The following is a 13,487-nucleotide window of genomic DNA, read 5'->3' as shown; positions in this document are numbered from 1 at the left end:
TCGTCCGTAGCCATAACAGGCCAGGTCATGCCCGGGTTTGCAGCACGGATACCTCATTGCCGCATCAATTCTGCTCTGGTTCACCGGCGTTGGAGACGGTTCTGTAGATACCTGCCGGGTGAATCCCGGCGCGAATCGGCCCGCTGCCGACCTCGTCCCGGTGAAAGGTCCGCGCTCATGTCCGTCGCCACCCGCCAAGCCATCACCCCCGCCCCGTTCGGCTTTCGCGTGCTGCCCAGCGCCGAGGCGGTGCCGAACGCCCGGCGGCGGGTGATACAGGCCGTGCGCGGTTGGGACCTGCCGCTCGCGGAGGACACGCTCCGCGATGTCGAGTTGCTGTCCAGCGAGCTGATCACCAACGCCGTGTCCCACACCCACGCCCCGTGCGTCGTCTGCGTGTCCTGGGACGGTGACCGACTGCGCGTCGAGGTGACGGACATTGGCCACGAACTGCCTGCTGCTGGTGGGATCGATCTCGACGCCACCGACGGGCGAGGGTTGTTCCTGGTGGCAGCGCTCGCGACGGCCTGGGGTGCCGAGCCGGACCCCGCTGGCAAACGGATCTGGTTCGAGGTCGGCACCACCGCCGCCGTCTCGGGCGACGAGCGGCTCACCGCGCTAGTGAGGGCCGCGGCCCCGAAGGCACGGGACGTAGTCCCTATCAGTGCCTGACAAGACTTCCTCCTGCCCCGACGCGGGCTTGGGGGATGCAGGTGGCCGCGCTGGTCAACAGCCACGCGGCAAAAGCACCCGAGGTTCCTTGCCAACGGCTTGCCCTGGCAACGGATCCATCGCTGCACCCACGACGGGGCTGGGCAGTCGGCCCGTCCCATGAAACCGAAGGAGTGCTTCATGCCCGAGAACCTGACGACTGGCGCCGAGCTGGAGGGCGACGGCCTGCTGGTCGCCCGTACGAAGGTCGCCGCGGCCCGCTCGCGTGGCGAGCAGCCGTCGGACGGCGGCTCCACCGGCCGAACCGACACCAACGACTGACGGCTGCATCACGATGACCGCCGAGCACTTCTCGGTGGTTGAGCGTCTGGGCGGGGATGACTTCCTCGCCCAGACGCTCGGCCGCAGCTTCAAGGTCGCACGCGGCGAAGCCGCGTCGCTCGCCGGGCTGATGAGCTGGGATAACCTCAACGCCATCCTGACCCACCACCGGTTCGAACCCCCTCGCTTCCGCCTCGCCGCCAACGGGGAGCAGGTGCCCGCGCACACCTACTCCCGGCCGATCACCACCCGGCGGAGCACCGTCTGGCACCAGCTCCAGCCCTCCGAGCTGCACCAGCGTCTCGCCGAGGGTGCCACGCTGGTCCTGGACGCCGTCGACGAGCTCCACCCCGGCATCAGTGCCCTGGCCGGCCAACTGGAGCGCTGGCTGCGGACCGGCGTGCAGGCCAACCTGTACGCCTCCTGGACTGGGACCGAGGGCTTCGGCGTCCACTGGGACGATCACGACGTGGTCGTCGTCCAGCTCGACGGCGCGAAGCGCTGGCGCATCTACGGCCCCACCCGCGCGTTGCCGATGCACCGCGACGTCGAAACGCCCGAGCCACCGCCCGAGGAGCCCGTCGCCGATCTGGTGCTCACCGCCGGCGATGTGCTCTACCTGCCTCGGGGCTGGTGGCACGCCGTCGCCGCCTCCGAGGGCGAGCACTCGCTGCATGTCACGTGCGGGCTGCAGAGCACGACGGGTGCCGACTTGATCACCTGGCTGTCGGAGATGCTGCGTGCCCACGAGGCCGTCCGAGCGGACATCCCGCGCTTCGGGACCGCCGAGGAGCAGCGAGCCTTCCTCGACACGATCGACAAGCTCATCGAGACCGAGCTGGAGAGCGACGACCTGATCGCCCGCTTCTCCTCCGCCCGCGACGCCACCGAGCGAGCCCGGCTCTCACCGTCGTTGCCCCACATCACGGCGGCCCCACCGGATGCCGACCTGCAGGTGCGCCTGGTCACCACGCGGCCCGCGCTCGCGGCCATGCCCGACGGCACAGTCCGGCTTACCGCCGGAGGCGAGGAGTGGACCTTCGCCGCCAAGGCCGAGCCGATGCTCGCGCTCCTCGCCGACGGGGAACCTCACCGGCTGGCCGATCTCGCTCAGGCCGCAGGCATCACTCTCGGCCAGGCGGCCGGTGTCGTGACGGAGCTGGTCGACGGCCAGGCCGCTGCGATCGGAGGCCCACGATGACCGCCCAGCTGGGCCTCGGCACTTACCGCTGTCACGATGTGGCCGAGGCCGCAGTGAGGGCCGCTTCCCGGGGTGCCAACTGGGTGGATACCGCGCCCAACTACGGGGGTGGTCGGGCGGAGGCGGCACTGGCCCTGGTTCTGGCGGCGTATCCGCATCTTCGCGTCTCCACGAAGGTGGGTTTCGTCCCTCCCAGTGCCAGGCGGATCGGCGTGCGCGCTGGTGCGCTGTCCGCCGGTGATGCCAAGCGCGGGCACTGCCTGGCACCTGACTACATCGCCTGGCAGGTCGCCCGTAGCAAGCGCATGCTCGGCCGCGTCCCCGACGTGGTGTTCCTACACAACCCGGAACACGACTGCCAGGAGGGCGCGATCGCCGACCAGCTCTTTGCTGCGTTCCTCGCCTTGGAGGAGGCGTGCAATCAGCGCGTCATCAGTTCCTACGGAGTGGCTACCTGGCGCGGCTTCAGCAGCGGGCTCTTCGACGTGCCTGCCCTGCTCGAACTCGCGGCCAAGGCCGGCGGCCCGCAGCACCACCTGCGGGCCATCCAACTCCCTGTCTCCCTCGTCCACCTCGCGCCGGTCGCCCAGGCGCTCGACGGACACGGCCCGCTGGTCGACGCCTTGGACGCGGGGCTGGAGGTGTTCGCCTCCGCCCCGCTCCACGGTGGCGAGATCCCCGGCATCCTGACCCGCGAGCTGACCGACCTGATCAGCCCCGACACCACGCCCGCGCAGGCTGCCCTCGCCGTCGTCGCCTCGACCACCGGAGTGAAACGCGTACTTCTGTCGACGGGGAATCCGGAACACTGGACACAGGCCGCCGATGCCGTCGGCCGTCCGTCATTGTCTCCGGACGTGCTGCGAAGGGTCGTTGATGTACTCGGAACCTGAGCCGGACATCGCCGAGCGGATGCGCGGGATGCACGCCACAGCCGCAGCGGCGCTCGACGCGACGCCGACCGGCTCGTGCGAAGCGTGGGGCTGGCGTGGGCGTACCCTCAGCCGCCCGGTTACCACGGCGTCCGGCGAGGTCTGGCTCCGCTTAGTGTCCGCCCCGGCCGACAAGGCCGGCGGAAAGCTCTGGGAGGGACCGCAGGAGGCGGAACGGCTCATGCCTCCTGCGGTACCCAGACCGCGCCTGCGGGAGCGGCGTACCTGGACCGAGGACGGGCACGGCTACCTGGCAGAGCTGTACGACAAGGTCACTGCCTCCACCATCACGACCCACGAGCCGATCCTCCGGGAAGCGCCTGACCTGGACGACGCCTGGTGGGACGGGCTCAGCACCGCCCTCGAAGCCATTGCCACCGTTCCCAGCGACCGGGTAGCGGTCCGGCAGGAATACCTGGATCGCGCGATGCCCCAGTACCTGGGCATCCCGATCGACACCAAGGTGCCCGTCTGGACGACGGCCCACGGTGACCTGCACTGGGCCAACCTCACGAGTCCGGCCCTTACGGTGCTCGACTGGGAAGGCTGGGGCATCGCGCCCGCCGGGTACGACGCGGCGCTGCTGCACTCGTACAGCCTCCTCGTGCCGGACACCGCCGCCCAGGTCCGTCACCGACTCGCCCACATCCTCGACACGCCAGCCGGGCAGTTCGCCGAACTGGTCGTCATCACTGAACTGCTGCAGACCACTACTCGAGGCGACAACCTCGACCTCGAGGAGCCCCTACGAAGGCGGCTCTTCGCGATCACCAGATGACCAGCCCTCGACCCCTGGTCGAGGGCCACGCGTTGGGTAGCCCTTGGGATATCCAACGCGCTGGCGCGCTCCTCTCAAGGGGCGCGGGACGGGGTAAGGAGTCCTTACCCCACAACTTGCTCCGCGAGGCACGCTGATCAGGTCAGCCCTGAGCGGCCCGCGCGGCTAACGCTCGTCGCCCGTCGTACACCAGCGGCGCTCTGCGAGAGCGAAGAACAGCGCACCTCCTTGTCAATCAAGGTGACCCCGGTGAAGTCCCAAGTGCTCCCGGCCGCGAGCGAGAAGCCGCAGATGGCCAGTTGGACGAGATCTCAACTGGAGGGCCTGACCGAGCGATAGTCTCTAGGCGTATCGGCAGCGCCGACTGGCGCGGTGGGGTGGGTGGGAGAACAGTGCCGGCAAGCATCACTCGGAACAGAAGGATCGAAAGGGCGGGGGTCAACGCGCTCCGCGCGCTCCTGGAAGAACATGATCAGATCGTCCAGGAGATCGATGGCGGCAACGACTTCGGCGAGGATCTATTCGTCATGCTCACTCGGGGAGGTGAGCGAACCGGTGCGTCGATCACCGTTCAGGTGAAGAGCGGCGACAAGTACAAGCGGGCGAACGGCTACGCGATCCCGGTTGACGCACATGCGAGTGACTGGAGGAATGCACTCCTACCCGTTTTCGGGGTGGTCTTCGATGTCGGATCACGACAGCTGTTCTGGGTCAACCTGACAGAAACCTTGGAATCGTCCAAGGATGCGTTGACCTGGATCCCTGTTCCTCGCGATCAGGAACTCCATGCAGGTAACCTCGACTCATTCCTGGAAGTCGCGCATGCCTTCGTCGAGAAGCGCTCGAGTCGGCGCACAGGCGAGACGGCACTCCAGGTCGCACGCGTGTCGGTGACATCCCGGTCAGCCCCGTCATGGTTCGTCGGCCGCGCCCAAGAGCGGCTGGCCATCAAGGCGAAGCTGGCCGAGAACGGTGCACGCAGAGTCCTTGTCTCCGGGATGGCCGGCGTCGGCAAGACGTCCCTTGTCGACTGGGTCACTGGGGAACCAGATACACATGCGGTGTTCCTCGGGGGCGTGATTGTCGCGGACATGCATGGCTTCTCGGTAAACCGCGAGCAATTGGCTCGCGCCGGCGCTGCCTACGCCCCACTTCTATCCGCGCTCGGGGTCACCGCTGGCGAGATTCCCCGAGACATCGAGAGCCAGGCCGCTCTCTACCATCGGATACTCGACACGTCAGGTGCAGCGGGCAGTCCGGTACTTCTGGTGTTCGACAACGTAGCTGAGCTCTCGCAAATCGCCGAGTTGCTTCCCCGAGGGACCGGCCATGGCGTGATCATTACTTCGCGCAGCCGACTAGGCATCATCGAAGGTGTCGAGACGATCAAGCTCGAGTGCCTCGATCCCGCGGAGTCGGAAGTCCTCTTCGGAAAGAGCCTGAGCCCCGACGACGATCGTCTCCGCGACTCGCTCCCGATTCGGGAGATCGCCAAGCTATGTGGTCACCTCCCGTTGGCGCTCAGCGTCTCGGCGGCGATCATGAAGGAAGACCCCGACCTAGCCCCTGCCGAGTTGCTGGCGGATCTGGCAGCTGAGAAGACCCGGCTGGACATCCTGCAGTTTGGAGACACGGCCGTCAGGGCGGCGCTACACGTCTCGCTTATCCGTCTCGACGAGAGCCTGCGGGCCCCGTTCTGCAAGCTGTCCATTCATCCGGGCAGTCAGATGTCAGAGCAGATCGTTGCCGCCGTTCTGGGCGAAGACGGCCCACAGGCGCGCTCAGTCCTCCGCAAGCTCGGCCAGGCCAGTCTGGTTTCGCGCGTGCCTGGAGCGTCTCGATGGAGGATGCACGACCTGGTCCATCTGTTCTCTGCCGAACAGTGCCGCGCGACGATCTCCGAGGCAGAACGCCTACTGGCGTTCGCCCGCGTGGCGGAGCTCTACGGCCAGATCTCGCACGAGGCCGACCTGACCCTGAGAGGAATGCCCGGAAGGAAGCCACCGCGGTTCGATGCCGTGGGCGATGCGCTGAGCTGGTTCGATGTTGATTGTGCGAACCTTCAGGCGACAGCCCGGCAGGCCCGGGAGTTCGGCATGACAGAGCAAGCGTTCGAGCTGTCGATGAACCTCCTCGTGTTTCTCGATCTGAGGGGTCGGGTCGCAGAAGCTCTGCAATCAGCGCAGACAGCACACGAGGCCGCGCGCCACGAGCGCAACGCCGAACGGCAAGTGAGAGCTCTGAACAACATAGGTAACGTCCTGACCAGCCTACGCAGGTTCGAGGACGCCATCCTGGCGCTGACCAAGGCGCTCGCCATTGCGGAGAGAATCGGCTTCCTCGACGGTCAGTGCGACGCCACCATCGCCTTGGGCGCGGCGGTCCGCCAGCAGCGCAGCCCCGCAGAAGCCATTCCAATTCTCGTCGAAGCGGTCCGACTTGCCCGGAAAAACAAGGATGTCAACGACCTAGGAACATCGCTAACGAATCTAGGAAGTGCCTATCGAGAGGCTGGCCTGCTCGGCCCAGCAGCCAGAGCATACGCCGAATCCATCCGGTATCACCGGATGTCAGGGGATCGCCGAAAGGAAGCATCCGGGCACGCTGGTCTCGGCACCGCACTGTTCCAACTGGGCCAGCTAGAACAATCGGTGAAATCGTTCCAAGCGGCCTTTGCTGCCTATCGGGAGGTCCAGGACGAGTTCGGCATCCATCTCAACCACCTGAATTTTGGCCATGCTCAGCTCGCCATGGGCAACCTGCCAGAGGCCCGCCGCTCGCTCCAATTGGCCCGCCACTACTTTCGCGATATCTCAAACGAGTTCCAGGAGGCGGCTGCGCTGACCCTTCTCGGCGCCCTCGAATGGATGTCCACCAATCCGAGCCAGGCACAAGTTCACTACACCGCAGCCCTCCGCATGTTTCGCAAGCTCGGTTCCCATCAACACGTAGCAGCCGTAGAGGGCTCCCTCCGTGAAATGTTGGGGGTGCACACGATCCCCGAGTAACACCTATAAACACTGCTGGTGGCTGCGCGCCCTCGCACGGCCGCCATCGGTTCGGCCTCGCCCTCCTGGGTGCGCCGCATGCGTACGGCGGTCGTAGGACCGTCGCACGCGACAACTTGCTGCGCCTGCGGCCCCTTCTCCCGCCATGGGGCGAGGCAACCCCTCAAGGAGCGGCGGATGGAGGGGACATCGACGACGGGTACGTCACGCTGGTCTGTGACGACGTTCCGTATAGCGTCGTGCTTGCCGATCCCGGCACTCGCACCATGGACGTACTGAAGGAGATCCGCCGGCTCACCGGGCTCAGCCTGTGGCACGGCAAACTCCTCATCGGCCAGCTTCCAGCGACGGTTCTCGAAGACCAACCCGAAGACACAGCGCGGGCAGCTGCCAGCGCTCTTCGCGCCGTAGGCGCTGTCGCCCATGCGGTCGAGCAGACCGACTGAGGATTCGTCCGCTACCCACCGCGTTGCAGCCGTCCCACGCGTTGCAGACCTGGTCAGAGCGGTACGGGTGGCGCTCGCGGGACGACAGGACCCGTTGCGGAGAACGAACCCGTCCCCGCCCTGAGCTGGGCGGGGACGGGTGGTACGACTGGCAGCGAGTCAGCTGCCGGTAGTGACCGGCGGCTCGGCGGGCTCGGGACAGTAGCGGCTCCAGGCGTCGAGGAAGCCGTTGCGGGTGAAGCCCTTGAGCTGCACGCCGTCCGGGAAGCGGATGTTCATCGAGCCGATGCCGTAGTCCTTGAGTAGGAGCTGCAGGCCACGGGCGCTCAGCCCGGTCGGTCCGTGCTCGGCCCACGGCGCCTCGTGGTCGGCCTTCAGGGCGGTCAGGAGGTGCTCGGTGGACAGGGCGTCCGGGTTACCACCGGCGGCGAAGACGCGGCGGATGTCGACCAGGATCCTCGTCTTCAGACCGCCGTCCTCGTCCTGCCCGGACTCGAACGCGGTCATGGCACGGCAGGCCGCGCGAGCCCGCACCGGCCACTCACCTCCGGCAAGGTCCGCGACCGTCACCAAGGGCTCCCAGGTGTCAGCGGCACGGTCGTCGACCGGCATGGGCGGCTCCATGTCGGTCGCCGCGTCGATCAGCGGCACCAGCCAGGTGTGAAGGCCGTCGCGCAGCTCGCGCAGGCCCGGGTTGTCCCGGTCAGAGCGGTACGAGGAGACGCGCTCGCCCGGTGCGCGGCGGCGCATGCGGATGACCACGGACCGGTCCATGATCGTGTCCGGAAGGTCCCCGATCCCGGCCAGGGCCGCCATGGCGAAGGTAGGGAACTTGACCACCTTGTGGTCCGGTCCGACGACCCGCAGGGTGGGGCGATTGCGCTGGTGACCGGCGTTCAGCAGGCCCCGAAGGTCTTCGTTCTTCTCAGCCGCCTTGACGGTGCCGAACATGGTGTCGGCCTCGTCCACGAGCAGGGTCGGCGGCTGGTCGGTGATCGACCGGAAGATGGCCGCCGAGGACGCGTTGACCGTGATGAGCGGGTCGTGCACGGTCTCGGTGACGATGTCGAGCAGCCGAGACTTCCCACAGCGCTTGGCCGGGCCGATCACGGCAAGACGCGGGGCATGCTGCCAAGCGGGCTGTAGATGGGTGGCGGCAACCCACAGCGTCACGGCATCCAGAGCTTGCTCGGATGGGAGGATCACGAAGCGAGCTATGGCGGATCGGAGTTCGCAGAGCAGCTCGGCTCCCGGCGATGACGGAGTGACCGGCAGGTCGCCGCTTCCGGTCATCCCGCCGAAGACGTCCGGGTCACCGACCTGTCCCGCCGGGGCACTGACCGGGTCAGCGGTGACCTGACCGGTCAAGGCACCGGGCTCCCGGTCAGTCCGGTCGGTCAGTACACCGTTCTGACCGACCGCCGGTAGGTAGTGACCGGGTTGACCGGGGACGGCAACGGCGGGCCAGCCCTTCGCCGGGTCTCCCGACGCAGGCTGGCGGGAAGTAGAGTTCACGGTGAAGCTCCTCGCTGGTGCGCACGACCTCGACCGTCGCGCTGCCACCGGTTGAACTGATTCGCTGATCTGGGGACTTCGTCCGGCCCTCGGTGTTGGTAGCACCGAGGGCCGTCGCGTTCCCGGCCTGCCGAGCCGATGAGCCGATGAGCCGATTGGGCCCAACTCGCAGGCGGTTGGAGTGCGTTGCGCCGGTTTGCGACCGGCGGGCGACGCGACGATACGACCGCCCTGGCGGAAGATCCACTGCTCGGCCGGCAGTCCTCTCACGGCAGACAAGCTCGTGGCTCGACCTGCAGCCTTGTCGTCACGCCACTGCACCGTCCGGCACAACGTCGATGCCCAGCAGCCGCAGGAGGTCTGCGGTGATCACCCGGTACTTCTTGCCCAACCGCAGCACGCGGCACGGGTAGACGTCCCGCCGCGCCAGTTCGTAGCCCTTGCTGCGGCCAAGGCCGATCGCGCGGTTGGCGGTGTCCAGGTCGATGGCGGCCGGCAACGCAAGCAGTTCCGCCCGGCTCATGCCCGCGAGCTCCTGGTTGCCCGTCTCAGTTCGCACAGCTGTCTCCATTCACGGGGGGCAAGCCCCGGTCGGCGGCCCCGGCAGGTCCGGGATCGAGGAGCAGCTTGCACCGCAATAAAGTGTCGATATGACACACGACGAAGTGGAATCTTGGTCGGCACAGGTCACGAGAACCGTGATCGCCGAGGTTCGTAGGTGCCGGAAGGAGCTGGGCATGACCGCGCAGGACCTGGCCGACGCCTGTGACGAGCTGGGCCACCCCATCCCGCGCAACGTCATCGCGAACTGGGAGTCCGGGCGTCGGCTGACCCTCACCGTCCCGGAGCTGCTCGTGCTCGCCAAGGCAGTCGACGCGCCGCCGGCCGCCCTGGTCTTCCCGCTCGGCGGGAGCACCAACGTGGACTGCCTCCCGCACGAGAGCCGAGACCCGTGGACGGCGTTCAGCTGGTTCACCGGTGAGGACCTGGACTTCGGCGACGCGGCCGTGTTTCGCGAGTACGCGCGCGTCGAGCACCGCATCCGGACCGGGCACCACGACGCCTGGCAACTCCAGTTCTCCGGTGCGAGGAAGGACTGGCCGCACGGCGCCGAAGCCAAGTTCGGCCGCCTCGTGAAGGCCGTTCGCTCGGAGCTCATGCCGATCCGGCACCGCATGCGCGAGCTGAGGCTGACTCCCCCACTGCTCCCCAGCCACCTCGCATTCCTCGACACCGATCACAAGGACGACCAGATGAAGGAGGGAACCCCGTGAAAGGCTCCACCTACCACCGCTGCTACTGCCGGGACGCCGACACCGGCAAACCGCTCGGCAAGGCCTGCCAGAAGCTCAGCAGCCGCAAGCACGGTTCCTACGCAATCCGCCAGGAACTGCCCAACCGTGAGGACGGCTCACGCCGTTCCTTCAACCGCTCCGGCTATGAGTCCCGGAAGACCGCCCAGGCCGATCTCGACCAGGTGCGCGAGCTGCTGCACATCCCGGACGCGGACGATCCCGAGGGCCTCGCGCAGATAGCCGATCTGTTGGAGAAGGTCGCCCACGAGAAGGCGCCGCTGCCCGACGTCGAGGAGACCCGTCGCCGGCTCGCCTCCGGCCAGGACCTCCAGAACCGGCTGACGGTCGGCGAATGGCTGGACCAATGGCTGGCGGGCAAGCACGGCCGCCAGACCGCGATCAGCCGGGACGAGAGCAGTATCCGGCTCTACCTCAAGCCGCGGATTGGTCACATACGGCTCGACCGCCTCCGGGTCCGGCACCTGGAGGAGATGTTCGCAGCCGTCGAGGAGGAGAACGTCGAGATTGCCGAGGCGAACGCCCAGCGGCGAGCCGCCATCGACGAACTGGCGCAGATCCCATGGAAGGGACGGGAGTTCCGCGCGCAGCGCAAGGCTCTCAAGGCTGCCATCGCCGAGATGGAGCCCTTCCGGCGGACTGTCAGCGCATCTACCTGCCAGCGGATCCGCTCCACGCTCCGGGCGGGCCTCAACGCTGCGATCCGGCGCCAGATCATCACCTTCAACCCGGCCTCCCACGTCGAGCTGGAGTCCGCGAAGCGACCCAAGCCGCTCGTGTGGACCGAGGAGCGGATCGAGCACTGGGAGCTGACCGGCGAGCGGCCGTCCCCGGTGATGGTCTGGACGCCGGAGCAGACGGGCCTGTTCCTCGACCAGGCCGCCGGGGACCGCCTGTACGCGTTGTTCCACCTGATCACCTTCCGAGGGCTCCGGCGCGGCGAGGCGTGCGGTCAGCGCTGGGCTGACACCAACCTGAAGGCCGGGCTCCTCACCGTGGCCAAGCAGCTCGTCGTGGACGGCTGGCAGGTCTACGAGGACGACCCCAAGACCGACGCGGGCGCCCGCACCATCGCCCTCGACTCCGAGACCGTGGCCGTCCTGACGGCGCATCGCGAGCGGCAGCGGGCCGACCGCGAGCAGTGGGGCGACGCCTGGGTCGAGACCGGCCGGGTCTTCACCAAGGAGAACGGCGAGTGGCTGCACCCGACCGCCGTCACAGACCGCTTCCGCGAGTTGGCCGACGAGGCCGGCCTACCGCCGATCCGCCTGCACGACCTCCGCCACGGCGCGGCGAGCCTCGCTCACGCAGCGGGCGCGGACCTCCACACGATCAAGGAGATGCTCGGCCACTCCTCGATCGGCATCACCTCGGATACCTACACGACCCTGCTCCCCCAGGTTGACCGGGCCATCGCCGAGGCAGCAGCGAAGCTCGTCCCCCGATCGAACAAGCCGCGCAAGGTTGCCCAGTCCACGGCGGCCACCCAGCCGACCAGGCCATCCGCTCACGCATCGCTCACGCAAACGGCCTCGGACAAGAAGTCTGAGGCCGGCGATGAAGCCCCCAGAAGGCCGAACCTGCAGCTCATCCGGGGTGGTAAGGAGAGCCCCCTGTCGGGTTCGAACCGACGACCCCCGCTTTACAAGAGCGGTGCTCTGGCCAGCTGAGCTAAGGAGGCGCGGTGACCGTGCGCGGGAGTCCGCGGCGGCACCAGTGGGCAGTGTACCGGGCGGGGGCGCGGCGGTGCGGGGGTATCGGGGTGGGGCCGGCGGGGTGGAGGGGGCGGGTGGTGGGGTCGTGACCGGATCGATGCGGAACTCGGGGGCGGCCGAGGGCTGACAAAAGGATGAACGGCCAGGTAGCGTCACGGGGAGTCGCGCCCGGCACCAGTGGTCCAGACCAGTCGGGGGCGGCGGCACCACATCCACCTTTACTCGGATCGTCCGGCACGTTCCTGCCGGTGAAGGAGCGAAGCACCATGGCTTCTGTGACGTACGACAAGGCCACCCGTGTGTACCCGGGTGCGACCAAGCCCTCGGTCGACGCGCTCGACCTGGAGATCGCGGACGGCGAGTTCCTCGTCCTGGTCGGCCCCTCCGGCTGTGGCAAGTCGACCTCGCTGCGCATGCTGGCGGGCCTGGAGGACGTGAACGACGGCGCCATCCGGATCGGCGACCGCGACGTGACCCACCTGCCGCCGAAGGACCGGGACATCGCGATGGTGTTCCAGAACTACGCGCTGTACCCGCACATGACCGTCGCCGAGAACATGGGCTTCGCCCTGAAGATCGCCGGCGTGAACAAGGCGGACATCCGCACCAAGGTCGAAGAGGCCGCCAAGATCCTCGACCTGACCGAGTACCTGGACCGCAAGCCGAAGGCGCTCTCCGGCGGTCAGCGCCAGCGCGTCGCGATGGGCCGCGCGATTGTCCGCCAGCCGCAGGTCTTCCTGATGGACGAGCCGCTGTCGAACCTCGACGCCAAGCTCCGCGTCTCCACCCGCACCCAGATCGCCTCGCTGCAGCGCCGCCTGGGCATCACCACGGTCTACGTCACCCACGACCAGACCGAGGCCATGACCATGGGTGACCGCGTCGCGGTCCTCAAGGACGGCATCCTGCAGCAGGTCGACGCCCCGCGCGCGATGTACGACCGCCCGGCGAACCTGTTCGTGGCCGGCTTCATCGGCTCCCCCGCGATGAACCTGATCGAGGTTCCGCTGGTCGACGGCGGCGTGAAGTTCGGCGGCTCGGTGATCAACATCGCCCGCGAGGACCTCACCAAGGCCGGCGACGCGAAGAACGTCGTGGTCGGCATCCGCCCCGAGCACTTCCAGGTGGTCCCGGCCGGCGGCCTCGAGGGCGTCGCGGTCACCGTGAACGTGGTCGAGGAGCTCGGCGCCGACGGCTTCGTGTACGGCACCACCCAGGTGTCGGGCGAGGACAAGGACATCGTGGTCCGCGTGCACAGCCGGGAGATCCCGCAGCGCGGCGAGACCATCCACGTCGTCCCGGTCGGCAACGAGCCGCACGTGTTCGCCACCTCCGGCGAGCGCCTCAGCCACTGACCCCCTGACCCCGCAGGCCGGCGCCGTCCCCGACGGCGCCGCCGCCCACGGTCTTCCGGAACCCCCTGCCCACGGCGGTCGGCAGGGGGTTCCGCCGTTCCCGCCCCCGGAGGCCCGCGCGCTCGCACACCCGCCCGCCGCGTCAACCCGTTGGCGGAACAAAACGGGACACCCGTCACTCGTTGGGGTAACGCAGCGCTCACAGCACGGCACGCAGCGCTACGCTCTGGG

At 68.0% G+C, this 13,487-nt stretch carries 11 protein-coding genes, 1 tRNA gene and 1 pseudogene; 10 read left to right on the top strand and 3 right to left on the bottom strand.

Annotation, left to right across the window (positions count from 1 at the left end; translation table 11 throughout):
* Positions 1-177 precede the first annotated feature (177 nt).
* From ACIQBJ_RS12480 to ACIQBJ_RS12450, 7 genes are all read left to right on the top strand, one after another.
* The gene (locus ACIQBJ_RS12480; RefSeq protein WP_400707876.1) at positions 178-672 is read left to right on the top strand and encodes an ATP-binding protein; all 495 of its coding nucleotides are present in this window, start codon (positions 178-180) and stop codon (positions 670-672) included.
* A 180-nt stretch (positions 673-852) separates the two neighbouring features.
* The gene (locus ACIQBJ_RS12475) at positions 853-993 is read left to right on the top strand and encodes a hypothetical protein (RefSeq protein ID WP_400707874.1); all 141 of its coding nucleotides are present in this window, start codon (positions 853-855) and stop codon (positions 991-993) included.
* Between the two features lie 13 nt (positions 994-1,006).
* Positions 1,007-2,194, top strand: a complete 1,188-nt coding sequence (locus tag ACIQBJ_RS12470) for a cupin domain-containing protein (protein WP_400707872.1) — start codon at positions 1,007-1,009, stop codon at positions 2,192-2,194.
* Complete coding sequence (locus ACIQBJ_RS12465) at positions 2,191-3,087, top strand: aldo/keto reductase (RefSeq protein ID WP_400707870.1); 897 nt, start codon at positions 2,191-2,193, stop codon at positions 3,085-3,087. The genes ACIQBJ_RS12470 and ACIQBJ_RS12465 overlap by 4 nt, the downstream gene beginning before the upstream one ends.
* Positions 3,071-3,904, top strand: a complete 834-nt coding sequence (locus tag ACIQBJ_RS12460) for a hypothetical protein (protein ID WP_400707868.1) — start codon at positions 3,071-3,073, stop codon at positions 3,902-3,904. The genes ACIQBJ_RS12465 and ACIQBJ_RS12460 overlap by 17 nt, the downstream gene beginning before the upstream one ends.
* Before the next feature lie 392 nt (positions 3,905-4,296).
* The gene (locus ACIQBJ_RS12455) at positions 4,297-6,912 is read left to right on the top strand and encodes a DUF4365 domain-containing protein (protein ID WP_400707866.1); all 2,616 of its coding nucleotides are present in this window, start codon (positions 4,297-4,299) and stop codon (positions 6,910-6,912) included.
* 239 nt (positions 6,913-7,151) lie between these two features.
* On the top strand, positions 7,152-7,358 hold the full coding sequence (locus tag ACIQBJ_RS12450) for a ribosomal protein L7/L12 (protein ID WP_400707864.1): 207 nt from the start codon (positions 7,152-7,154) through the stop codon (positions 7,356-7,358).
* A gap of 159 nt (positions 7,359-7,517) precedes the next feature.
* Here the strand turns inward: ACIQBJ_RS12450 and ACIQBJ_RS12445 are convergent, their stop codons facing one another.
* On the bottom strand, positions 7,518-8,651 hold the full coding sequence (locus ACIQBJ_RS12445) for a DUF3631 domain-containing protein (RefSeq protein ID WP_400708151.1): 1,134 nt from the start codon (positions 8,649-8,651) through the stop codon (positions 7,518-7,520).
* A 529-nt stretch (positions 8,652-9,180) separates the two neighbouring features.
* Entirely contained in the window at positions 9,181-9,396 is a 216-nt protein-coding gene (locus tag ACIQBJ_RS12440) for a hypothetical protein (RefSeq protein ID WP_363640274.1), read from the bottom strand.
* 127 nt (positions 9,397-9,523) lie between these two features.
* Between ACIQBJ_RS12440 and ACIQBJ_RS12435 the strand changes: the two genes are divergently transcribed.
* Both ACIQBJ_RS12435 and xerC read left to right on the top strand, forming a co-directional pair.
* Positions 9,524-10,147, top strand: a complete 624-nt coding sequence (locus ACIQBJ_RS12435) for a helix-turn-helix transcriptional regulator (protein ID WP_400707862.1) — start codon at positions 9,524-9,526, stop codon at positions 10,145-10,147.
* Positions 10,144-11,739: pseudogene (xerC, locus tag ACIQBJ_RS12430) on the top strand (tyrosine recombinase XerC); the annotation flags it as partial. The gene ACIQBJ_RS12435 and the pseudogene xerC, both read left to right, overlap by 4 nt.
* Positions 11,740-11,793: 54 nt before the next feature.
* Here the strand turns inward: xerC and ACIQBJ_RS12425 are convergent.
* A tRNA-Thr gene (locus tag ACIQBJ_RS12425) sits at positions 11,794-11,867 on the bottom strand.
* 300 nt (positions 11,868-12,167) lie between these two features.
* Between ACIQBJ_RS12425 and ACIQBJ_RS12420 the strand changes: the two genes are divergently transcribed.
* Positions 12,168-13,256, top strand: coding sequence for an ABC transporter ATP-binding protein (locus ACIQBJ_RS12420; RefSeq protein ID WP_400707860.1), 1,089 nt, complete (start codon positions 12,168-12,170; stop codon positions 13,254-13,256).
* Positions 13,257-13,487: the final 231 nt, after the last annotated feature.

Origin of the sequence: Kitasatospora sp. NPDC088391 (genome assembly GCF_044753345.1) — a bacterium.
In the GTDB taxonomy this organism is placed as follows: Bacteria; Actinomycetota; Actinomycetes; order Streptomycetales; family Streptomycetaceae; genus Kitasatospora.
This window is presented reverse-complemented; position numbering and strand designations above follow the sequence as displayed.